Source organism: Pleomorphomonas koreensis DSM 23070, assembly GCF_000425185.1.
Taxonomy (GTDB): Bacteria; Pseudomonadota; Alphaproteobacteria; order Rhizobiales; family Pleomorphomonadaceae; genus Pleomorphomonas; species Pleomorphomonas koreensis.
In genome coordinates this window covers 144,579-165,245 of sequence record NZ_AULH01000011.1, presented here as the reverse complement: position 1 = coordinate 165,245, position 20,667 = coordinate 144,579, and the positions used below count along the sequence as shown (strand labels likewise).

At 68.4% G+C, this 20,667-nt stretch carries 23 protein-coding genes; 14 read left to right on the top strand and 9 right to left on the bottom strand.

The genetic code is table 11. The features are described from left to right. Nucleotides 1–120: 120 nt before the first annotated feature. The gene (wrbA, locus tag H512_RS0110875) at nt 121–720 is read left to right on the top strand and encodes an NAD(P)H:quinone oxidoreductase (protein ID WP_026783477.1); all 600 of its coding nucleotides are present in this window, start codon (nt 121–123) and stop codon (nt 718–720) included. A 62-nt stretch (nt 721–782) separates the two neighbouring features. Here the strand turns inward: wrbA and H512_RS23550 are convergent, their stop codons facing one another. After that, complete coding sequence (locus tag H512_RS23550; RefSeq protein WP_036791154.1) at nt 783–1,337, bottom strand: GNAT family N-acetyltransferase; 555 nt, start codon at nt 1,335–1,337, stop codon at nt 783–785. Between the two features lie 57 nt (nt 1,338–1,394). Between H512_RS23550 and nrdR the strand changes: the two genes are divergently transcribed. The 5 genes from nrdR to H512_RS0110845 are packed head-to-tail and all read left to right on the top strand — an operon-like array spanning nt 1,395 to nt 6,084. Next, the gene (gene nrdR / locus H512_RS0110865; RefSeq protein ID WP_026783476.1) at nt 1,395–1,853 is read left to right on the top strand and encodes a transcriptional regulator NrdR; all 459 of its coding nucleotides are present in this window, start codon (nt 1,395–1,397) and stop codon (nt 1,851–1,853) included. After that, entirely contained in the window at nt 1,850–3,055 is a 1,206-nt protein-coding gene (gene ribD, locus H512_RS23545; protein WP_156899454.1) for a bifunctional diaminohydroxyphosphoribosylaminopyrimidine deaminase/5-amino-6-(5-phosphoribosylamino)uracil reductase RibD, read from the top strand. Before nrdR ends, ribD begins: the two co-directional genes overlap by 4 nt. 52 nt (nt 3,056–3,107) lie before the next feature. Beyond that, nucleotides 3,108–3,617, top strand: coding sequence for a 2-oxo-4-hydroxy-4-carboxy-5-ureidoimidazoline decarboxylase (gene uraD, locus H512_RS0110855; protein WP_026783475.1), 510 nt, complete (start codon nt 3,108–3,110; stop codon nt 3,615–3,617). Beyond that, nucleotides 3,614–4,873 (top strand): allantoate amidohydrolase, encoded by a 1,260-nt coding sequence (locus H512_RS0110850; protein ID WP_026783474.1) that lies wholly within the window; start codon nt 3,614–3,616, stop codon nt 4,871–4,873. Before uraD ends, H512_RS0110850 begins: the two co-directional genes overlap by 4 nt. Further along, a complete protein-coding gene (locus tag H512_RS0110845; RefSeq protein WP_026783473.1) occupies nt 4,870–6,084 on the top strand; it encodes an ArgE/DapE family deacylase in 1,215 nt (404 codons plus the stop codon). Before H512_RS0110850 ends, H512_RS0110845 begins: the two co-directional genes overlap by 4 nt. A 52-nt stretch (nt 6,085–6,136) precedes the next feature. Here H512_RS0110845 and rimO read toward each other — a convergent pair whose 3' ends face one another. Next, entirely contained in the window at nt 6,137–7,471 is a 1,335-nt protein-coding gene (gene rimO / locus H512_RS0110840; RefSeq protein ID WP_026783472.1) for a 30S ribosomal protein S12 methylthiotransferase RimO, read from the bottom strand. A gap of 213 nt (nt 7,472–7,684) precedes the next feature. Here rimO and H512_RS0110835 point away from each other — a divergent pair, with 213 nt between their 5' ends. Then, nucleotides 7,685–8,074, top strand: a complete 390-nt coding sequence (locus H512_RS0110835; protein WP_026783471.1) for a hypothetical protein — start codon at nt 7,685–7,687, stop codon at nt 8,072–8,074. A gap of 21 nt (nt 8,075–8,095) precedes the next feature. Here the strand turns inward: H512_RS0110835 and H512_RS0110830 are convergent, their stop codons facing one another. Next, nucleotides 8,096–8,866 carry a hypothetical protein gene (locus H512_RS0110830; RefSeq protein WP_026783470.1) on the bottom strand — a complete coding sequence of 257 codons (771 nt, stop codon included), beginning with the start codon at nt 8,864–8,866 and terminating at the stop codon, nt 8,096–8,098. Between the two features lie 246 nt (nt 8,867–9,112). Here H512_RS0110830 and H512_RS23540 point away from each other — a divergent pair, with 246 nt between their 5' ends. After that, nucleotides 9,113–9,844: a DUF502 domain-containing protein gene (locus H512_RS23540; RefSeq protein WP_169507148.1), complete on the top strand. Its 732-nt coding sequence runs from the start codon at nt 9,113–9,115 to the stop codon at nt 9,842–9,844. Here the strand turns inward: H512_RS23540 and sseA are convergent. The 6 genes from sseA to H512_RS0110795 all read right to left on the bottom strand — a co-directional run bounded on the left by sseA (nt 9,769) and on the right by H512_RS0110795 (nt 15,163). Then, nucleotides 9,769–10,629, bottom strand: coding sequence for a 3-mercaptopyruvate sulfurtransferase (gene sseA / locus H512_RS0110820; RefSeq protein WP_026783469.1), 861 nt, complete (start codon nt 10,627–10,629; stop codon nt 9,769–9,771). The genes H512_RS23540 and sseA overlap by 76 nt on opposite strands. A 23-nt stretch (nt 10,630–10,652) precedes the next feature. Then, a complete protein-coding gene (locus H512_RS0110815) occupies nt 10,653–11,387 on the bottom strand; it encodes an alanyl-tRNA editing protein (RefSeq protein ID WP_026783468.1) in 735 nt (244 codons plus the stop codon). A gap of 13 nt (nt 11,388–11,400) precedes the next feature. After that, nucleotides 11,401–12,432: a cysteine synthase A gene (locus H512_RS0110810; RefSeq protein ID WP_026783467.1), complete on the bottom strand. Its 1,032-nt coding sequence runs from the start codon at nt 12,430–12,432 to the stop codon at nt 11,401–11,403. Between the two features lie 58 nt (nt 12,433–12,490). Further along, a complete protein-coding gene (locus H512_RS0110805) occupies nt 12,491–13,267 on the bottom strand; it encodes an arginyltransferase (protein ID WP_026783466.1) in 777 nt (258 codons plus the stop codon). Nucleotides 13,268–13,382: 115 nt separating this feature from the next. Beyond that, nucleotides 13,383–13,856 (bottom strand): RDD family protein, encoded by a 474-nt coding sequence (locus tag H512_RS0110800; RefSeq protein ID WP_026783465.1) that lies wholly within the window; start codon nt 13,854–13,856, stop codon nt 13,383–13,385. An 80-nt stretch (nt 13,857–13,936) separates the two neighbouring features. Continuing rightward, complete coding sequence (locus H512_RS0110795; protein ID WP_026783464.1) at nt 13,937–15,163, bottom strand: threonine ammonia-lyase; 1,227 nt, start codon at nt 15,161–15,163, stop codon at nt 13,937–13,939. 269 nt (nt 15,164–15,432) lie between these two features. On the opposite strand from H512_RS0110795, the gene H512_RS0110790 reads away from it, so the two are divergent. Genes H512_RS0110790 through nuoF form a run of 6 tightly spaced genes read left to right on the top strand, consistent with a single transcriptional unit; the run spans nt 15,433 to nt 20,638 of the window. Beyond that, the gene (locus H512_RS0110790; RefSeq protein ID WP_026783463.1) at nt 15,433–15,798 is read left to right on the top strand and encodes an NADH-quinone oxidoreductase subunit A; all 366 of its coding nucleotides are present in this window, start codon (nt 15,433–15,435) and stop codon (nt 15,796–15,798) included. Further along, entirely contained in the window at nt 15,768–16,367 is a 600-nt protein-coding gene (locus tag H512_RS0110785) for a NuoB/complex I 20 kDa subunit family protein (RefSeq protein ID WP_156899453.1), read from the top strand. The genes H512_RS0110790 and H512_RS0110785 overlap by 31 nt, the downstream gene beginning before the upstream one ends. Before the next feature lie 21 nt (nt 16,368–16,388). Beyond that, nucleotides 16,389–17,042, top strand: coding sequence for an NADH-quinone oxidoreductase subunit C (locus tag H512_RS0110780; protein WP_084798415.1), 654 nt, complete (start codon nt 16,389–16,391; stop codon nt 17,040–17,042). Nucleotides 17,043–17,054: 12 nt separating this feature from the next. Beyond that, nucleotides 17,055–18,239 (top strand): NADH-quinone oxidoreductase subunit D, encoded by a 1,185-nt coding sequence (locus tag H512_RS0110775; RefSeq protein ID WP_026783460.1) that lies wholly within the window; start codon nt 17,055–17,057, stop codon nt 18,237–18,239. After that, the gene (nuoE, locus tag H512_RS0110770) at nt 18,239–19,318 is read left to right on the top strand and encodes an NADH-quinone oxidoreductase subunit NuoE (protein WP_026783459.1); all 1,080 of its coding nucleotides are present in this window, start codon (nt 18,239–18,241) and stop codon (nt 19,316–19,318) included. The genes H512_RS0110775 and nuoE overlap by 1 nt, the downstream gene beginning before the upstream one ends. 30 nt (nt 19,319–19,348) lie before the next feature. Next, nucleotides 19,349–20,638, top strand: coding sequence for an NADH-quinone oxidoreductase subunit NuoF (gene nuoF / locus H512_RS0110765; protein WP_026783458.1), 1,290 nt, complete (start codon nt 19,349–19,351; stop codon nt 20,636–20,638). Nucleotides 20,639–20,667: the final 29 nt, after the last annotated feature.

The window sequence follows — 20,667 nt, the reverse complement described above, 5'->3', positions numbered from 1 at the left end:
TCGTTCAGTCTGGGTGAAAGATGTGTCGTCCATTACGTGACTTTGCGTAACGGCTGGGACGACTAAGTTCAAGTCATCCATTCCGCCGGCAAGGCCGGCTTTCGTTGAGGAAAATCCTAGATGGCTAAGGTTCTCGTTCTCTACTACTCCGCCTACGGTCACATCGAGACGATGGCGAACGCCGTCGCCGAGGGCGTCCGTTCGGCCGGCGCCAGCGTCGACGTCAAGCGCGTGCCCGAGCTGGTTCCCGAGGACGTCGCCCGCGCCTCCTACTACAAGGTGGACCAGGCGGCGCCGGTCGCCAGGCCGGAGGAGCTGGAGAATTACGACGCCATCATCGTCGGCGCCGGCACCCGCTACGGCACCGTCGCCTCGCAGATGCGCAACTTCCTCGACCAGACCGGCGCCCTCTGGGCCACCGGCAAGCTGGTCGGCAAGGTCGCCTCGGCCTTCACCTCGTCGGCCACCCAGCACGGCGGCCAGGAATCGACCATCCTCGGCCTGATCCCCACCTTCCTGCATCACGGCATGGTCTACGTCGGTCTGCCCTATGCCTTCCAGGGCCAGATGGGCGTCGAGGCGGTGAAGGGCGGCTCGCCCTACGGCGCCTCCACCATCACCGACGGCGACGGCTCGCGCCAGCCGTCCGAGATCGAGCTGGAGGCCGCCCGCTACCAGGGCGCCCACGTGGCGAAGATCGCCGCCAAGCTGTTCGGCTGACCGTCGCGCCGGTCTTGACGACCCCTGGAATCGCCCCGGAGCCTTACGGCTTCCGGGGCTTTTCATTTGCCCTTCGGCCGCAGCCGGGCATAGAGGTCGATCGGTGCGCCATCGCTGCCGACAATCGTGGAGGTGCGGGCATAGCCGGCCCCTTCGGCCAGCCGGATCGACGCGGCGTTGGCCGGCTCGATCAGGCAGGTGGTCAGCGGAAAGCGCGCCGTCCGATCGGCCCAGCCGAGGCAGGCGGCGAGCGCCTCCGAGGCATATCCCCGGCCATGGGCGGCCGGCACGAACGCCCAGCCGGCTTCCGGCAATCCCTTGACCGGCAGATCGAGCGGCCGTTTGAAGTCAGAAAAGCCGATCTCGCCGATGAAGGCGCCGTCGTCCTTCCGCACCACCGCCCAGAAGCCGTAGCCGACGACGATCCAGTGGCCGGCATAGCGCAGGTAGCGCATCCAGCTTTCATGCTCGGTGGCCGGCCGGCCGGAGATGAAGCGCGTCACCTCCGGGTCGGCCCACATGGCGGCGAGCGCCGGGAAATCGTCCCGCCGGTGTCCTCTCAGGATCAGCCGGTCGGTCTCGATTTCCGGCGCTCGCGTCCTACGGTTCTGTGGCATCGCCCACCCCGCATCGGTATAGTGCCGCTTTATCAGATTCGACGGAGAACGAGCCTCATGCGGTGTCCTTATTGCGGCAACGACGACAGCCAGGTGAAGGACAGCCGCCCGACCGAAGACGGCACCGCCATCCGCCGCCGCCGCGTCTGCACGGCTTGCGGCGGCAGGTTTACCACCTTCGAGCGCGTGCAGCTCCGCGAACTCACCGTCATCAAGCGATCCGGCCGGCGCGTGCCCTTCGACCGCGACAAGCTGATGCGCTCGGTGCAGATCGCCCTCCGCAAGCGGCCGGTCGAGACCGAGCGGGTCGAGCGGATGATCAACGGCATCGTCCGCCAGCTCGAAAGCATGGGCGAGAGCGAGATCGAGGCCGGGCTGATCGGCCGGCTGGTCATGGAGGGCCTGAAGACCCTCGACGACGTCGCCTATGTCCGTTTCGCCTCCGTCTATCGCGACTTCCGCGAGGCCAAGGACTTCGAGAGCGTGCTCGGCGAACTCAGCGCCGACAGCGAGTGAGCGCGGCGATGACGGCGGCGCGCGGCCAGCCGACCGAACTCGACCGCCGCTTCATGGCCGCCGCCATTTCGCTCGGCTGGCGCAACGCCGGCCTTGCTCGTCCGCATCCATCGGTGGGCGCCATCCTGGTGCGCAAGGGGCCGGACGGCTTCGAGGTGATCGCCCGCGCCGTATCGGCGCCCGGCGGCCGGCCGCATGCCGAGGCGCTGGTGCTCGCCGCCGCCGGCGAGCGGGCGAGGGGGGCGACGCTCTACGTCACGCTGGAACCCTGCCTCAACGGCGGCGCGGCGCCGTCCTGCGTCACGTCGATCGTCAACGCCGGCATCGCCCATGTGGTGGTCGGCATCGAGGACCCCGACCCGCGCTATACCGGCCGCGGCCTCGCCGTGTTCGAGCGCAACGGCATCCGGGTGACCAGCGGAGTCCACGCCGGCGAGGCGGCGCTGCTGCACGCCGGCCATATCGCCCTGTCGCGGCTCGATCGGCCGCATGTCCACCTCCGGCTGATGCTGAGCGCCGACGGCTGCGTCGAGCGCACCGGCGAGGGCACCCGGCCGATCGCCTCGGCTGCCGCCCGTGCCCACGGCTTCGGCATGCGCCTCTTGCACGACGCGGTGATGGTCGGCTGCGGCACCATCGTCGCCGACGATCCGCGCCTCACCGCCCGCCTGCCGGGCTGCGAGGCCCGCTCGCCGGTGCGCGTCGTCATCGATGCCGAGGCACGCACGCCGCTGGACGCCCATGTGGTGGCCTTGGCCCGCAGCTCGCCAACCTGGATCTTCGTGGCGCCCGACGCGCCGGAGGAGCGGGTGAGGGCGCTGGTCCAGCGCGGCGTGCTGGTACTGACCGCCGAGCGCGAGACGTCCGGCCGCATCGACCTCGCCGACGTGCTGTTCCAGATGGGCCGGCTCGGCATCGGCTCGGTGCTGGCCGAGGGCGGGGCGCGACTGTCGCGCTCGCTGCTGGAGGCCGGCATGGTCGACGAGGCGACGGTGATCACCTCCGGAGAGGCGGCCGGCGGCGAGGTACCCGACCTGCCGCTGACCCAGCTTTCCGAGCCCGGCGCCTTCCGCATCGTCGCCAGCCGGTCGTTCGGCGACGACCGGCTGCTGCATCTCGCCCGCATCGACGGCCGCACCTCGATCCACGACATCCGTCTACCCGTAAGACCTATCCGCAGACCTATTGCGGAACCTCTGTGATTTTGCCAACCTCGCGGCGGTAAAGGATATGCAAGACCGCACGGGGACCGTGATGACCCTTCCGACGACCGTCCAGGCCGTGAATGGCCTGGGTGCCAAGGCCTTCATGGCCACCTTCGGCGACGTTGCCGAGTATTCCCCCTGGGTGGCCGAGGCCGCCGAGGAAATGCGCCCCTTCCCCGATCGCGAGGCCATCGTCGCCGCCTTCGAGCAGGCGCTGCGCGCCGCCGGCCGCGCCGCCAAGCTGGCGCTGATTCGTGCCCATCCCGATCTTGCCACGCGCGCGCGCTCCATCCCCGACGACTCGCGCCGCGAGCAGGCCGGCGCCGGGCTCGACGCGCTGTCGCCGGAGGAGTTCGCCCGCTTCGAGGCGCTGAACAAGGCCTATCGCGAACGCTTCGGCTTCCCGTTCATCTACGCGGTGCACGGCGCCACCAAGGCGGACATCCTGGCGTCCTTCGAGGAGCGGCTCGGCAACAGCCCCGAGACGGAATTCGAGCGGGCGCTCGACGAGGTCGCCCGCATCTTCCGTTTCCGCATCGAGGACCGGGTCGCACCGTGAGGACACCGAAGCAACTCGGCGCCCATGCCGAGGCCATGCTGGCCGAACTCGCCGCCTTCAGCGACGGCGACAACGGACTGACGCGCCTCTACCTGTCGCCCGCCCACCGCCGGGCCGCCGATCATGTCGCCGGCTGGATGCGCGCCGCCGGCCTCGAAACCGCCGTCGATCCGCTGGGCACGGTGCGCGGCCGGTGGAAGCCGGAGCGGAAGCGCCGGCTGCTGATCGGCTCGCACATCGACACGGTGGTCGATGCCGGCCGCTATGACGGCATGCTCGGCGTCGTCGCCGGCATCCTCGCCGTCGAGGAGATTGCGGCGCGCGGGCTCGCGCTGCCGTTCGGCATCGACGTGCTGGCCTTCGGCGACGAGGAGGGGGTGCGCTTTCCGACGACGCTGGTGTCCAGCGCCGCGCTGGCCGGCTGTCTGGTGCCGTCCGATCTCGACACGCGCGACGCCGAGGGCGTGTCGCTGCGCGAGGCGCTGGTCGCCTTCGGCGGCGATCCCGAGGCGGCCGCCTCAGCCGCCTATGGCCGCGACGAGGCCGTCGCCTATCTCGAAGTGCACATCGAGCAGGGGCCGGTGCTGGAAGCCGAGGGTCTGCCGCTCGGCGTCGTCACCTCGATCGCCGGCCAGTCGCGTTTCAATATCACCGTGACGGGCGAGGCGGGACACGCCGGCACCGTGCCGATGGCGCTGCGCCGCGACGCGCTGGCCGCCAGCGCCGAGATGATGCTGGCCATCGAGGACGTGGCGCGCCGGGGCGCCGCCCATCAGATGGTGGCCACCGTCGGTCGCATCGCGGCGAGGCCCGGCGCCGTCAACGTCATTCCGGCCGAAGTGGCCTTCACCCTCGATATCCGCGCCGACGCCGACGCACCGCGCCATGCCGCCATCGCCGAACTGGAAGCGCGCCTCCTGACCATAGCGACGGGCCGCAAGGTCTCCGCCCGCATGGAGAAGTTCTTCGAGAGTCCGACGACACCCTGCGCCGCGCGCCTGCAGGAGGCTTTCGCCGCTGCCCTCGGCGATCTCGGTCTCGGGCAGCGGCGACTCGCGTCCGGCGCCGGCCACGACGGCCACGCCATGCACCATCTGACCGACGTCGGCATGCTGTTCGTGCGCTGTCGCGGCGGCATCAGCCACAACCCGGCCGAATTCGCCGCCGTTGACGACATGGGCCTCGCCGTGGAAGCCTTGGTCGGGGCCGCGGTGCGGCTGGCGGCGGACGCCGCATCATCGGGGGACCGGACATGAAAGCCATCGTCGACGCCGCCTTCGCGGCCGAGGTCGACTTCCTGAAAGCGTTGGTGAGGGTGCCGAGCGACAATCCGCCCGGCGACTGCGCCGCCATCGCCGAGGTGGCCGCCGACCGGTTGGAAGCTCTCGGCTTCATCGTCGAGCGGCATCCGGTGCCGGAGCCCTTCGTGCGCCAGAACGGCATGCGCTCGGTGACCAACCTGATCGTCCGCCACGTGTTCGGGGCGGGGAAGGGGCCGGTGATTGCCCTCAACGCCCACGGCGACGTGGTGCCGCCCGGCTCCGGCTGGACCATGCAGCCCTACGGCGCCGAGGAGCGGGGCGGGGCGGTCTACGGCCGCGGCGCCGCCGTCTCCAAGTCCGACTTCGCCACCTACGCCTTCGCGCTGAAGGCGCTGATCGCCTCCGGCCTGCCACTCGACGGCACGGTGGAGCTGCATTTCACCTTCGACGAGGAGGCCGGCGGCTTCGTCGGCCCGGCCTTCCTGATCGAGCAGGGTCTGTCGAAGCCCGACTACGCCATTTCCGCCGGTTTCTCCTACGCCATCACCACCGCCCACAACGGCGTGCTGCACATGGAGATCGTCGTGCGCGGCCGGCAGGCACACGCGGCAATGCCGGAGACCGGCGTCGACGCGCTGGAGCACGCCGTTCCCATCCTGAAGGCGCTCTACGACGAGCGGCACCGGCTGGGCGGCATCGTATCGGCCGAGAAGGGCATCGGCTCGCCCAAGCTCACCGTCGGCCTGATCTCCGGCGGCATCAACACCAACGTGGTGCCCGACCGCGTCGCCCTGCGCCTCGATCGTCGGCTGATCCCCGAGGAGGTCGGCACCGAGGTCGAGGAGAAGCTGGTGGCGTTGGTCGCGGCGGCGGCGCCCAGGGTCGACGGGCTGGAGGTCGAGTGCCGGCGCATCATGCTGGCCGAGCCCTTGCGCGAACTACCCGGCGCCGATCGGCTGGTGGCGGCCATCTCCGGCCATGCCAGGGAGGTGCTCGGCGTCGACGTCGAGCCGACCGGCGTGCCACTCTACACCGACGCCCGCCACTATTCGGCCGCCGGCATCCCGACCGTGCTCTACGGCGCCGGCCCGCGCTCCATCCTGGAAGCCAACGCCCACGCCGCCGACGAGCACGTCCGCCTCTCCGACCTCAAGGCGGCGACCGAGGTAATCGCCCTGACGCTGAGAGACCTGCTCAAGGCGTGAGGGTGGCGACGGCGCTATCGAGCGTGATGGACGGCCGGCGTCCATTGCCCGCTCAGCCCACCGTGCCCCAGAGGTCGTAGGCGTCGGCGCGCTCGATTCTGGCCGTGACGATGTCGCCGACGCGCATCGGCCGGCGGCTCTGGAGGTGGACGGCGCCGTCGATCTCCGGCGCGTCCCACTTGGAGCGGCCCTTGGCGATCGTGCCGTTCGCCTCGTCGATGATGACGGGGATGCGTTTTCCCACGCGCCGTTGCAGCAGCTTGGTCGAAATGCCCTGCTGGTGCGCCATGAAGCGATGCCAGCGGCGCTCCTGCTCCTCGGGCGGCACGGCGGGCAGGCCGAGGCCGTTGGCGGCAGCGCCCTTCACCGGCTCGTACTTGAAGCAGCCGACACGCTCGAGCTTCACCTCGGTGAGCCAGTCGAGCAGCATCTCGAAGTCCTGTTCCGTCTCGCCGGGGAAGCCGACGATGAAGGTGGAGCGGATGGCGAGATCGGGACAGACCTCGCGCCATTTGCGGATGCGGTCGGCGGTCTTCTCCTGATGGGCCGGCCGGCGCATCGCCCTCAGCACCGTCGGCGAGGCGTGCTGGAAGGGAATGTCGAGATAGGGCAATACCTTGCCCTCGGCCATCAGCGGGATCACCTCGTCGACGTGCGGGTAGGGGTAGACGTAGTGGAGGCGCACCCAGATGCCGAATTCGGACAGCGCCTCGGCGAGGTCGTGGAAGCGCGCCTTCACCTCGCGGTCCTTCCAGATGCCGGACTGGTACTTGATATCGACGCCGTAGGCCGAGGTGTCCTGCGAGATGACCAGCAGTTCCTTGACGCCGGCCTTGGCCAGCTTCTCCGCCTCGCGCAGCACGTCGACCACCGGCCGCGACACCAGATCGCCCCTGAGCTTGGGGATGATGCAGAAGCTGCACCGGTTGTGGCAGCCCTCGGAAATCTTCAGATAGGCGTAGTGGCGCGGCGTCAGCTTGACGCCCTGCGGCGGCACCAGGTCGAGGAACGGATCGTGGGCCGGCGGGATCGCCGCGTGCACGGCGCCCATCACGCTCTCGTAGGCCTGCGGGCCGGTGATCGCCAGCACGTCGGGGAAAGCCTCGCGAATCTGCTCGGGCTCGGCGCCCATGCAGCCGGTGACGATCACCTTGCCGTTCTCGGCCATCGCCTTGCCGATGGCGTCGAGGCTTTCGGCCTTGGCGCTGTCGAGGAAGCCGCAGGTATTGACGATCACCACGTCGGCGCCGTCGTGGCGGCGGGCGATCTCGTAGCCCTCCGAACGGAGATGGGTGACGATGCGCTCGCTGTCGACCAGCGCCTTCGGGCAGCCGAGGCTGACGAAGGAAATCTTCGGAGCGGTGTCGGGGCGGGCATCGAGGGTCATTTTCGGCGAAATCCTGAGTTTGGCGGCCGAGATGGATGGAGAGCTTTTCCCGCGCCGTCAAGAGGACCGACGACGATTGGCCGGAATCGGCCGGTTCTCGTACCCCTGCGGAGCGTCACGCGACGATCACCTTTTGCGGCGCAACGAAAAGGAAATCGCAAAGACTTGGGTGCTAGTGTATGGTCCCGGCAACAACGACAATAACGAGGCTTCATGCGCTTCCCGACGTCCCGTGCCCTGAGGCCGCTCACCGCCGCCGTTCTGGCTGCCGTTTTCCTTGCCGGCTGCGCCAGCGGACCGTCCGACTTTCTGCCTGTGGCATCCAACGACGCGCCGCAGAAATCGATGGTGCGCGACCCCAGCCAGCAGGCGGCGCTGGCCGCCGCGCTCGCCGCCCAGAGCCGGGGCGATCGCATGCCCTCCGACGACGCTTCGACCATGATGGCGCTGTCGGTGGCGCGCCAGCAGCAGACCGAGGAAGCGCAGGCGCTGTTGCGCGAGACCGAGGTCGCCTTCCAGCCCGCCAAGACGCCGGCCTGCGACCCCTATTCGGTCGATCCGGCGGCGGCCTGCCCGGCCCCTGGCGCGTCGAAGGCCCCCTGACGCCGCATTCGCTCCGCCAAATCAGTGCATCGACAGCTGCTGGCCGAGATAGAAGGCCGGCAGGCACCTGATGCCGGCCGCCTCGGCCTTGCCGCATTGCGCTGCCGCGTCGGCGGCGTTGCGGAACGGCCCGGCGATCAGCAGCAGATCGGTGCGGCCGCCACGGTCGCGGATGGTGGCAAGGCCGTCCAGCCCTTCGAACAGTGCCGGATGCTGCCGGACGAGGTCCGACCACGCCCTTTTCAGCGTGGTGAGGTCGCCGTAGGTGCCAAGCTCCATGCCGAACTGGGTATAGGCGGCGCCGCTGTCCGGCGCGGCGTTGGTCGGCATCAGTCCGTCGAAGTCGAGCGAGGCCGTCGGCCGGCCGGCGGCGGCGCCGGGCGTTGCCGCCGACGGCGAGCCGATGCTGCCGGTCATCTCAGAGAAGCGGCTTTCGATGCGATCGAGCCGTTCCGACAGGGACTCGATCTGGCCACCCAGCCGCTCGGTGGCCTGCCGCAGCGCGGCGTTCTCGATGCGAACCTTCGCCAGTTCGGCGGCGACATCGCCGTCGCGTGCCGGCGCGCCGACCATGTCGCTGCGGCCGCCGGTGGCAGCAGCGGAGGAGCCGGTCTCGATCGCCGGCCGGCCGAACGCCGCGGCAGCGTCGCGGGTCGGGTTGCCGTAGACGAGGGCGACGATGGCGAACAGCAGCGCCAGGCCCGCCATGGCGAACCACATCGACAGCGCAAAGGCGCCGGAACCGGACGAACCGCTCCCGCCGCCGTATCTGTCGTCACGCTCGCCGTTCACGAGAACACCCCAACGCCGAAAGGCCGCATTTCGGCCAGTCTGTTCCATAAGAGGTTACGAAGTTGATTCCCTCAAGGACAATGAGCTTCCGTGGTGGCGGTCGCCGTGCTTACCCACGGGTGTTTCGCGCCCAGCGACGCATCCTGGCGGGAAAGCGCACCGCTCCCAACGGAAAACTTCACTTGTTCGCCACAGGCGGGCAATATGGAGGGGTGGTCGGGCGATGAATCGGAAGGACCGGCGGGCGTGACGAGATTGCGGAACTACTTCCTGACCGGCCTTCTGGTGGCCGGCCCGGCCGGCATCACCATCTACATCACCTGGTCGATGGTGTCGTGGATCGACAGCTGGGTGAAGCCCTACCTGCCGGAAGCCTACAATCCGGACACCTATCTGCCATTCCGCGTTCCCGGCTACGGCCTGGTGGTCGCCGTCCTGGTGATCACGCTGATCGGCTTTCTGACCGCCAACATCGTCGGCGCCTCGATCTTTTCCTTCTCCGAGAACATCTTCGACCGCATGCCGCTGGTGCGCAACCTCTACAAGGGGCTGAAGCAGATCTTCTCGTCGGTGCTGGCCGACAAGGGCAACTCCTTCAAGCAGGCGGCGCTGGTGCGCTTTCCGCACACCGGCCTGTGGACGATCGGCTTCGTCGCCGGCGCGACGCGCGGCGAGGTGGCCGAGCGGCTGGCGGGCGGCGACGACATGCTCACCGTCTACGTGCCGACCACGCCCAACCCGACCGGCGGCTATCTGGTGTTCATCCGGCGGGAGGACGTCGTCGTCCTCGACATGACGGTCGAGGACGCCGCCAAGTTCGTCATCTCCTTCGGCCTCGTCACCGCCCAGTCGGCCGACGCCGCCGACGGCCTGATCCGCAACCTCGCCAAGGGCATCGACCGTCAGCCCCCGCCGACTGACGAGCCCTCCACCGACGAATCGGAGCGGCCGCCCCATTCGGTCCACGAGCCGTCGTAAATGGCCACATCGCTCGCCCCGATCACGTCGAGGGCGAGCGCGATCACCGCCGCCGACACGCCCGAGCCGCAACTGGCGATCACCGGTCTCAGCGGATCGATATCGCGGGCCGCGAACAACGCCCTGAGATCGGCCGCCGACTTCAGCCGGCCGTCGTCGATCAGCTCGCCGTAGGGCAGGTTGATGGCGCCGGGCATGTGGCCCGAGCGCAGGCCGGCGCGCGGCTCCGGCTCGCGGCCGGAGAAGCGGCCGGGCGAGCGGGCGTCGACGATCTGGGCCGGTCCGCCGAGCGCCGCCTTCACCTCGTCGAAATTGCGAACCGGCGTCGGGTCGAAACGGGCCGCGAAGGTGGCCGGCGCCGGTGCCGGCTCGCCCGCTTCCAGCGGCAGGCCGGCGGCGATCCAGGCCGGCAGGCCGCCGTCGAGCAACACCACGTCGTGCGCGCCCATGATGCGGAAGCTCCACCAGACGCGCGGCGCCGAGAACAGGCCGACGCTGTCGTAGACGACGATGGTCGCTCCGTCGCGGATGCCGAGCGCCCCCACCGCCGCCGCGAAGGCGTCCGGCGTCGGCAGCATGTGCGGCAGCGGCGACGTCGTGTCGGCGATGGCGTCGAGGTCGAAGAACACGGCGCCGGGGATGTGGCCGGCCAGATACTCGGCCCGGCCGCTGCGGCCGGTCGCCGGCATGTGCCAGGAGCCGTCGACGACGGCGACGTCGGGATCGCCGATATGGCGGGACAGCCAGTCGGCGGTGACGAAATGGCGGTCGGGATGCACGGCCATCGGAAGTCCTCCGGGTGAGAGCGTCAGGCCGCCTCGGCCGGCGGGCCGAAACGCAGGCGGACGCGACGGTTGATGCGGCCCTTGTTCTCGATCTTGGTGATGTGGACCTCGCCGATTTCGCCCGTCGATCGCACGTGCGTACCGCCGCAGGGCTGAAGGTCGATGTCGGGGCCGATGCGGACCAGCCGCACCCGGCCGGCGCCGGTCGGCGGCTTCACCTTCATCGTCTTGACCAGCGCCGGATTGGCGGCCAGCTCCTCGTCGGTGATCCACTCGGTGGTGACGGCGTGATCGGCGCGGATCAGCGCGTTGAGCGCCTCGGTGGCCGACACCTTCTCCACCGTCTCGCCATCGGACAGGTCGAAGTCGAGCCGGCCCTCCTCGACGCCCACCTGGCCGCCGGTGACCGGATAGGGCAGCACCACGGAGAGGAGATGCATGGCCGTGTGCATGCGCATCAGCGCGTGGCGGCGCGGCCAGTCGACGCGCTGCAAGATGGTCTGGCCGAGCTGCGGCAACTCGTGCCCTTCCTCCGGAACGAGGATAATTGATGATCTGTCAGGGCTGTAGACGGCGTTCTTGATGTTGGATACGAAGCCCGTCCCCCATTCGATGGAGCCGATGTCGCCGGGTTGACCGCCGCCTTGCGGATAGAAGATCGACCGGTCGACCCAGAGGCCGCCGTCGGTGCCGACGGCGGTGACCGTCGCTTCGGCAAGCTCCAGATAGGGGTTGTCGAGGTACAGGGCCTCGGTCATCGCTTGTCCTCCGTCAGACCGCCTCGAAGGGCGGTTCCAATCTCGCCGGCGCATCCATCCACGTCGGCACCGGCAGTCCCTTGGCTCTCAGGAACGCCGGATTGTAGAGTTTCGACGCATAGCGGGCGCCACCGTCGCAAAGCACGGTGACGATCGTGTGTCCCGGTCCGAGTTCGCGAGCCAGCGCCATGGCGCCGGCCACATTGATGCCCGAGGAGCCGCCGAGACAAAGACCTTCGTGCTCGACGAGGTCGAACAGCACGGCCAGCGCTTCGGCGTCGGAGATGCGGCAGGCGAAGTCGACCGGCGCACCTTCGAGGTTGGCGGTGATGCGGCCCTGGCCGATGCCCTCGGTGATCGACGAGCCCTCGGCTTTCAGCTCGCCCGTCGTATAGTAGCTGTGGAGCGCGGCGCCATGGGGATCGGCGAGGCCGATCCGGACGTCCCGCTTCAGCGCCTTGAGGCCGATGCCGACGCCAGCCAGCGTGCCGCCCGAACCGACGGCGCAGATGAAGCCGTCGACCCTGCCGCCCGTCTGCGCGTGGATCTCGCGGGCCGTCGTCTCGATATGGGCCTGCCGGTTGGCGACATTGTCGAACTGGTTGGCCCAGACGGCGCCGTTCGGCCCGCTGTGCGCCAGTTGCTCGGCGAGGCGGCCCGACAGCTTCACGTAGTTGTTGGGGTTGCGATAGGGCACGGCCGGCACCTCCACCAGCTCGGCGCCCACCATGCGCAGATAGTCCTTCTTCTCCTGCGACTGCGTCTCCGGGATGACGATCACCGTCTTGAGGCCGAGGGCGGTGCCGACCATCGTCAGGCCGATGCCGGTGTTGCCGGCCGTGCCCTCGACGACGGTGCCGCCGGGCGCCAGCCGGCCGGATTTCATGGCATCGCGGATGATGTAGAGGGCGGCCCGATCCTTCACTGACTGGCCCGGATTCATGAACTCGGCCTTGCCGAGGATGTCGCAGCCGGTGGCTTCGGAGGCGCGCTTGAGACGGATCAGCGGCGTATTGCCGATGGCGTCGAGAATACTGGCCGTCATGAAAAGACGCCTCCGCGGACGTTGCGGCCGGCACCATCAGCCGACGACGCGCGCGTCGTCAAGCAATACCATTTTCCGTGTATGGCTCGTCGGGCAGGATCGTCCAGCCGCTGGACGTCAGGTATTCGAGCGGCTTGTAGCGGCGCTTGTAATCCATCTTGCGCGAACCGTGCACCCAGTAGCCGAGATAGAGATAGGGCAGGCCGCGCCGCCGCGTCCGCTCGATATGGTCGAGAATCATGAAGGTGCCGAGCCCGTCGCGCTGCATGTCGGGCTCGTAGTAGGAATAGACCATGGAGAGGCCGTCGATCAGCACGTCGGTCAGCGCCGCGCCGATCAGCGGGCCGTCGCCCATGCCGGACAGGAAGGTGTTGATGCCGCGCCGCCGGTATTCCACCAGCATAGTGTCGACATGCGTCTCCTCGACCATGGCGGCATAATCGCCCACCGTCATGTCGACCATGCCGCCGTCGGCGTGACGGGCGTCGAGATAGGAGCGGAACAGCGAATACTGCTCGCCGGTGGCGGCCGGCGGCAGCTCGGCGCCCACCAGGTAGCCGTTGCGGGCATAGTTGCGGCGCTGGCTCTTGTCGGGCCGGAAGTCGTCGACGCGCACCCGCACCGATAGGCAGGCGCGGCAGTCCTCGCAGGCCGGGCGGTAGGCGATGTTCTGGCTGCGCCGGAAGCCGCCGTGGCTGAGAATGGAGTTCATCGCCGAGGCGCGCTCGCCCACCATGTGGGTGAACACCTTCCGCTCCGTCTTGCCCGGCAGGTAGGGGCAGGTGGACGGCGCGGTCAGGAAGAATTGCGGTGCGTCGGTCGGATGCTGCGTCATGGGGCCGTGTGTCGGTCTGTTCCGCCGATCTTGGCATCTTTCGCCGTCTCTGGCGAGATACCAAGATCAACGGAAGGGCGAACCCGCGGCCACCGGCGTCCGAGGCCGGGACAAATCAATACCGGTTGACGAAGACGATGCCGAGCACGATGTCGTGCAGCAGCCGCTTGTCCTTCGTGAACAGCGACACCAGCAGCACCAGCGGCGTCAGCACCGATACCGAGAAATAGAACAGCACGGCGTGGATGGCGGCGATGCCGGGGTTGAGGCGGCTGCCGTCCATGAAACGGCCTTCGATGCCCTGGCTGCGCATGCCGATGGTGGCCGAATGCGGCCCGCCCAGCGAGAAGGCGCTGTAGACCAGCGCCACGCCCGGCCAAAGGATCGGATAGAGCATCCAGCCGAGACCGAGCGTGATGATGCCGAGGAAGAACACCAGCACGCCGACCGCGAAGGTCAGGATCGCGATGATCACCGCGTCGATCAGGAAGGCGATGATGCGCCGGGTGCGGATGCCGGCAACGGCGCCGGGCGCGAGGCGGCCATCGTCGATGATGTAGTCGGCGGCGTCGTAGGTCCGGTTGGACATGGTGTTCTCCCTCGGAACGATGAGCCGCATATAGGCGCGCCGCCGCCGACTTCAATGCGCCGATGGCCGCGCCGGCCGGGCTATTCCGCCGATTTCCGCTCGACGCCGTAGCCCTTGGCGCGCAGCGCCGCGATGATCTCCTCGGCATGGTGGCCGTCGCGCGCCTCGAGCGTGATGTCGAGCGAGGCGCCCTTGGCCGGGATCTCCAGCACCGTGCGCCGGTGCGACACCTCCAGGATGTTGCCGCCGGCGTCGCCGATCAGCGTGGTGATGGCGCCGAGCGTGCCCGGCCGGTCGGGAATGGCGAGGCGAATGGCGACGATCTTCTCCTCGCGGGCCAGTTCGCGCATCATGATCGAGGCGAGGATGCGCGGGTCGATGTTGCCGCCCGACAGCACCAGCCCGACCTTCCGGCCGCGGAACAGGTCGGGCTCGGCGAACATCGCCGCGAGGCCGGCGGCGCCGGCGCCCTCTGCCATGGTCTTCTGCAGCGTCAGGTAGGCGTTGACCGCCCGTTCGAGGTGGCTCTCGTCGACGAGGACGATGGTGTCGACGAGGTCGCGCACCACCGGCAGCGTCTTCCTGCCCGCCAGCTTGACGGCGATGCCCTCGGCCAGCGTTGCGCCGCCAGCCATGGCGTCGATGCCCTTCACCGCCGCCCACATCGACGGATACATGCGCGTCTCGACGCCGACGATACGGATTGACGGCTTCAGCGCCTTGGCGGCCGTCGCCATGCCGGCGATCAGGCCGCCGCCGCCCACCGGCACGGCGATGACGTCGAGATCGGGCTGCTCTTCCAGCATTTCGATGGCCAGCGTGCCCTGGCCGGCGATGACGTCCTCGTCGTCATAGGGGTGGATGAAGACGAGGTTTTCCCCGGCGCCGATGCGCTCGGCGGCAAGCTGCGCCTCGGCCACCGTCTCGCCTTCCAGCACGACGCGGGCGCCGTAGCCGGCCGTCGCCGATACCTTCACGTGCGGCGTGGTCACCGGCATGACGATGGTCGGCGCGATGCCGAGTCGCACCGCGTGGTAGGCGACGGCCTGGGCATGGTTGCCGGCCGACATGGCGATGACGCCGCGCCGCCGCTCGTCGCCGGACAGCGTGAGCAGGCGGTTCAGCGCGCCGCGCTCCTTGAAGGCCGAGGTCACCTGAAGGTTCTCGTATTTGACCAGCACCTCCGCTCCGGTCAGCCGGCTGAGACGCGGCGCCGGCAGGAATGGAGTGTGCATCACCTGACCGGAGATCGCTTCGCGGGCGGCGCGGATGCGGTCGAGGGTGATGGGCTTGTCGGCTGCTTGCATTTGTTTTTCCACGTCTTTCGGCGCCATCCCGGCCAAAGGGAGCAGGGCGGGGGAACATCTCGAGAAAACATGCGTTTCCAAATCAGGATTTACGGTCGTTCTCTGGGTAACCCCTGAGCGTAATAAACCTTAGAAAGGGACCTTCGACGCCCTTGCGAAAGGAAGGTCTATCCGCTAACCGTGCCACAAGCAATTCGTCGGCCCGGCGCGACTCCACGACAAATTGTCGCGATGCGCAAATGGGTTGCGTCCGAATGAACGAGGTCACAATGGACGAACTCCTTCGGGACTACCTGCCGGTGATCATTTTCCTCGGCGTGGCGCTGGTCATCGGTCTGGCGCTTCTGGTCTCGCCGTTCCTCATCGCCTTCAAGAATCCCGATCCGGAGAAATTGTCGGCTTATGAGTGCGGCTTCAACGCCTTCGACGACGCCCGCATGAAGTTCGACGTGCGTTTCTATCTGGTGTCGATCCTGTTCGTGATCTTCGATCTGGAAGTCGCCTTCCTGTTTCCCTGGGCGGTCGCCTTCAAGCACGTCGGGCTATTCGGCTTCTGGTCGATGATGGTGTTCCTCGCCGTGCTGACCATCGGTTTCGCCTACGAATGGAAGAAGGGGGCGCTGGAATGGGATTGAGCCCGAGAGAGACGCTGGTGTCGCCCGCTCCCAAGGGCATCGTCGATCCGCGCACCGGCAAGCCGGTGGGAGCGGATGACGGCTTCTTCACCGGCGTCAACGACGAGCTGGCCGACAAGGGCTGGCTGCTCACCTCCGCCGAGGAGCTGATCCACTGGGCGCGCACCGGCTCGCTGATGTGGATGCAGTTCGGCCTCGCCTGCTGCGCCGTCGAGATGATGCAGGCGTCGATGCCGCGCTACGACATGGAGCGTTTCGGCTTCGCCCCGCGCGCCTCGCCGCGCCAGTCGGACGTGATGATCGTCGCCGGCACGCTGACCAACAAGATGGCGCCGGCCTTGCGCAAGGTCTACGACCAGATGCCGGAGCCGCGCTACGTCATCTCCATGGGCTCCTGCGCCAACGGCGGCGGCTACTACCACTATTCCTACGCGGTGGTGCGCGGCTGCGACCGCGTGGTGCCGGTCGACATCTACGTGCCCGGCTGTCCGCCGACCGCCGAGGCGCTGCTCTATGGCGTGCTGCTTCTCCAGAAGAAGATCCGGCGCACCGGCACCATCGAGCGCTGAGTGAACGAGGCTGGGTGAGACATGAGCGAAGCCCCGAACCAACCGACCGCCGAACCGGCCGCTGAGCCGGTCGTCACGCCGATCGACGCCCTGGCCGCCGCCGTCGCCGCCGTCCTCGGCCCCGACGCGCTGGAAGTCGCGGTCGCCTATGGCGAGGTGACGGCCGTCGTGCCGCGCGACGCCATCGTCGAGGTGATGAAGCGGCTGCGCGACGCGCCGGAACTCGCTTTCATCAATATCGTCGACGTCTGCGGCGTCGACTATCCCGAGCGGGCCGAGCGCTTCGACGTCGTCTACCACCTGCTGTCGCCGAGCCGGAACGCCCGGCTGCGCCTCAAGGTGACCACCGACGAGGATACGCCGGTGCCGTCGATCTCCGGCGTCTTCCCCGGCGCGCAGTGGTTCGAGCGCGAGGCCTACGACATGCTCGGCATCCTGTTCACCGGCCATCCGGAGCTGCGTCGCCTCTTGACCGACTACGGCTTCGACGGCCACCCGCTCCGCAAGGACTTCCCGATGACCGGCTACGTCGAGGTGCGTTACGACGACGCCCAGAAGCGCGTCGTCTACGAGCCGGTCCGGCTCAATCAGGAATTCCGCAATTTCGACTTCCTGTCGCCCTGGGAAGGCACGACCTACGTGCTGCCGGGCGACGAGAAGGCCAAGACGAGCTGAGGCGCGTGATCGATGGCTGAAGCCCAGGTCAGAAACTTCAACATCAACTTCGGCCCGGAGCATCCGTCGGCGCACGGCGTGCTACGCCTGGTGCTGGAGCTGGACGGCGAGGTGGTCGAGCGCGTCGATCCGCACATCGGCCTGCTGCACCGCGGCACCGAGAAGCTGATCGAGGCCCGCACCTACTTGCAGGGCCTGCCGTATTTCGACCGCCTCGACTATGTCGCGCCGATGAACCAGGAGCACGCCTATTGCCTGGCCGTCGAGCGGCTGGCCGGCATCGTCGTGCCACGCCGGGCGCAGATCATCCGCGTGCTCTATTCGGAGATCGGCCGCATCCTGTCGCACATGCTCAACGTGACGACCCAGGCGATGGACGTCGGCGCCCTGACGCCGCCGCTCTGGGGCTTCGAGGAGCGCGAGAAGCTGATGATCTTCTACGAGCGCGCCTCCGGCTCGCGGATGCACGCCGCCTATTTCCGTCCGGGCGGCGTCCACCAGGACCTGCCGGACCAGCTCGTCGCCGACATCGAGGCGTGGTGTGATCCCTTCCTGAAGACCGTCGCCGACCTCGATGCGCTTCTCTCCGAGAACCGCATCTTCAAGCAGCGCAACGTCGACATTGGCATCGTCAGCCTGGAAGACGCCTGGAAGTGGGGCTTCTCCGGCGTGATGGTGCGCGGCTCCGGCGCCGCCTGGGACCTCCGGAAGTCGCAGCCCTACGAGATCTACGGCGAACTCGACTTCGACATCCCCGTCGGCAAGAACGGCGACTGCTACGACCGCTATCACATCCGCATGGAGGAGATGCGGCAGTCGATCCGGATCATGCGCCAGTGCATCGACCTCCTGAAGGTCGAGAAGGGGCCGGTGATGACCTTGCAGGGCAAGTACGCGCCGCCGCGCCGGGCCGAGATGAAGCGCTCGATGGAAGCGCTGATCCATCACTTCAAGCTCTACACCGAGGGCTTCCGCGTGCCGGAGGGCGAGGTCTACGCCGCCGTCGAGGCGCCGAAGGGCGAGTTCGGCGTCTACCTGGTGTCGGACGGCACCAACAAGCCCTATCGCGTCAAGATCCGCGCCCCCGGCTTCGCCCATCTCCAGGCCATGGATTTCCTCTGTCGCGGCCACCTCCTGGCCGACGTGTCGGCGGTGCTCGGCTCGATCGACATCGTGTTTGGTGAGGTGGATCGCTGATGTCCGTCCGTCGTCTTCATCCCGAACAGCCGGAAAGCTTCGCCTTCACCGAGGACAACGCCGCCTATGTGCGGAAGGTGATCGCCCGCTATCCCGAGGGCCGTCAGGCCTCGGCGGTGATCCCGGTGCTGATGGTCGCCCAGGATCAGGAAGGCTGGATCACCCAGCCCTGCATCGAGGCGGTGGCCAGGCTCCTGGACATGCCCGAGATCCGCGTGCTGGAGGTCGCCACCTTCTACACGCAGTTCCAGCTTTCCCCGGTCGGCCGCAAGGCGCATATCCAGGTCTGCGGCACCACGCCCTGCCGGCTGCGCGGCGCCGGCGACATCATCGCCATCTGCAAGAACCGCCTCGCCGCCCATCCCTTCGAGCTGTCCGAGGACGGCGCCTTCTCCTGGGAGGAGGTCGAGTGCGCCGGCGCCTGCGTCAACGCGCCGATGGTCACCGTCGGCAAGGACACCTACGAGGACCTGACCGCCGAGACCTTCAACGCGCTGATCGACGGCCTCGCCGCCGGCAATCCGCCGCCGCCCGGCCCGCAGAACGGCCGCTTCTTCTCGGCGCCCGAGGGCGGCGATACGGCGCTCACCGACCTCGCCCTCTATGATGGCTCGGTGATCGGCAAGTATCGCGCCTTCGACCGCGAGGAGCTGACGCCGGCACCCGCCGCCGCTCCGGCCCCAGCTGCCGCGCCGGCCCCAGCTGCCGCGCCGGCCGCCGACGCCAAGCCGGCGGCCGAAAAGCCGATCCCCAAGGTGGTAGAGGCGCAGGGGCAGGCCGACGCCGAGAAGGTGCCGGACCAGTACAAGCCGACGCTGCTCGAAGCGGCGCGCGACGGCAGGCCCGACGACCTCAAGCTGATCTGGGGCGTCGGCTCGAAGCTCGAAGAGCTTCTGCACAAGCTCGGCGTCTACCACTTCGACCAGATCGCCGGCTGGAACGAAATGAACCTCAGATGGGTCGACCAGCATCTCGGCAGCTTCCGTGGCCGCGCTCTCCGCGACAAGTGGATCGACCAGTGCGCCAAGCTGTCGACCGGCTGGCGGCCGTCCGACAAGGGCGGCGACAAGCCCGTCTGAGATTGAACTGAAGACCTGGGAACCTCAGTCATGCTGCAGGACAAGGACCGCATCTTCACCAACATCTACGGTCGCCAAGACTGGGGTCTTCAGGGCGCGCTGAAGCGCGGCCAGTGGGACGGCACCAAGGACATCCTCGCCAAGGGCCGCGACTTCATCATCAAGGAAATCCAGGCGTCCGGCCTGCGCGGCCGCGGCGGCGCAGGCTTCCCGACCGGCCTCAAGTGGTCGTTCATGCCTAAGCAGTCGGACGGCCGGCCGCACTATCTCGTCGTCAACGCCGACGAGTCCGAGCCCGGCACCTGCAAGGACCGCGAGATCCTGCGCCACGATCCGCACACGCTGATCGAGGGCTGCCTCGTCGCCGGCTTCGCCATGGGCGCGCATGCGGCCTATATCTACGTGCGCGGCGAGTTCGTCCGCGAGCGCGAGCATTTGCAGGCCGCCGTCGATCAGGCCTACGACGCCGGCCTGCTTGGCCCCAACGCCTGCGGCTCGGGCTGGGACATGGACGTCTACGTCCACCACGGCGCCGGCGCCTATATCTGCGGCGAGGAGACGGCTCTCCTCGAAAGCCTGGAAGGCAAAAAGGGCCAGCCGCGCATGAAGCCGCCGTTCCCGGCCAACGTCGGCCTCTACGGCTGCCCGACCACGGTGAACAACGTCGAGTCGATCGCCGTCACGCCGACCATCATGCGGCGCGGCGCCGCCTGGTTCTCGGCCTTCGGCCGGCCGAACAACACCGGCACCAAGCTGTTCATGATCTCCGGCCACGTCAACACGCCCTGCGTGGTCGAGGAGGAGATGGGCATCCCCTTCAAGGAGCTGATCGAGAAGCACGCCGGCGGCGTGCGCGGCGGCTGGGACAATCTCCTGGCGGTGATTCCGGGCGGCGCCTCCTGCCCGATCGTCCGCGCCGACCAGATCATGGACGCGCAGATGGACTTCGACGGCATGCGCGGCATCGGGTCGAGCTTCGGCACCGGCGGCCTGATCGTCATGGACAAGTCCACCGACGTGATCGCGGCGATCGCCCGCATCTCCTACTTCTTCCGGCACGAGAGCTGCGGCCAGTGCACGCCCTGCCGCGAAGGCACCGGCTGGATGTGGCGGGTGATGGAGCGGATGCGCCAGGGCAACGCCCGCCGCGAGGAAATCGACATGCTGTTCCAGGTGAGCAAGCAGATCGAGGGGCACACCATCTGCGCCCTCGGCGACGCCGCCGCCTGGCCGGTGCAGGCGCTGATCCGCAACTTCCGGCCGGTGATCGAGGCGCGGATCGACGACTACGTGGCGGCGCAGGGCATCGCCGCGGAGTGAGCGGCCGGGTTTGAACGGGATTGACGGGC

Coding starts and splice junctions, on each gene's coding strand:
- H512_RS0110815 (WP_026783468.1), bottom strand. CDS start 11,387: ATGACCGAGGCCCTGTACCTCGACAACCCCTATCTGGAGCTTGCCGAA.
- H512_RS0110810 (WP_026783467.1), bottom strand. CDS start 12,432: ATGACGGCCAGTATTCTCGACGCCATCGGCAATACGCCGCTGATCCGT.
- H512_RS23550 (WP_036791154.1), bottom strand. CDS start 1,337: ATGCCACAGAACCGTAGGACGCGAGCGCCGGAAATCGAGACCGACCGG.
- H512_RS0110780 (WP_084798415.1), top strand. CDS start 16,389: ATGAGCGAAGCCCCGAACCAACCGACCGCCGAACCGGCCGCTGAGCCG.
- H512_RS0110845 (WP_026783473.1), top strand. CDS start 4,870: ATGAAAGCCATCGTCGACGCCGCCTTCGCGGCCGAGGTCGACTTCCTG.
- H512_RS0110785 (WP_156899453.1), top strand. CDS start 15,768: ATGGAAGAAGGGGGCGCTGGAATGGGATTGAGCCCGAGAGAGACGCTG.
- H512_RS0110790 (WP_026783463.1), top strand. CDS start 15,433: ATGGACGAACTCCTTCGGGACTACCTGCCGGTGATCATTTTCCTCGGC.
- nrdR (WP_026783476.1), top strand. CDS start 1,395: ATGCGGTGTCCTTATTGCGGCAACGACGACAGCCAGGTGAAGGACAGC.
- sseA (WP_026783469.1), bottom strand. CDS start 10,629: ATGGCCGTGCATCCCGACCGCCATTTCGTCACCGCCGACTGGCTGTCC.
- H512_RS0110800 (WP_026783465.1), bottom strand. CDS start 13,856: ATGTCCAACCGGACCTACGACGCCGCCGACTACATCATCGACGATGGC.
- H512_RS0110775 (WP_026783460.1), top strand. CDS start 17,055: ATGGCTGAAGCCCAGGTCAGAAACTTCAACATCAACTTCGGCCCGGAG.
- uraD (WP_026783475.1), top strand. CDS start 3,108: ATGACCCTTCCGACGACCGTCCAGGCCGTGAATGGCCTGGGTGCCAAG.
- nuoF (WP_026783458.1), top strand. CDS start 19,349: ATGCTGCAGGACAAGGACCGCATCTTCACCAACATCTACGGTCGCCAA.
- H512_RS0110795 (WP_026783464.1), bottom strand. CDS start 15,163: ATGCAAGCAGCCGACAAGCCCATCACCCTCGACCGCATCCGCGCCGCC.
- H512_RS0110835 (WP_026783471.1), top strand. CDS start 7,685: ATGCGCTTCCCGACGTCCCGTGCCCTGAGGCCGCTCACCGCCGCCGTT.
- wrbA (WP_026783477.1), top strand. CDS start 121: ATGGCTAAGGTTCTCGTTCTCTACTACTCCGCCTACGGTCACATCGAG.
- nuoE (WP_026783459.1), top strand. CDS start 18,239: ATGTCCGTCCGTCGTCTTCATCCCGAACAGCCGGAAAGCTTCGCCTTC.
- rimO (WP_026783472.1), bottom strand. CDS start 7,471: ATGACCCTCGATGCCCGCCCCGACACCGCTCCGAAGATTTCCTTCGTC.
- H512_RS0110805 (WP_026783466.1), bottom strand. CDS start 13,267: ATGACGCAGCATCCGACCGACGCACCGCAATTCTTCCTGACCGCGCCG.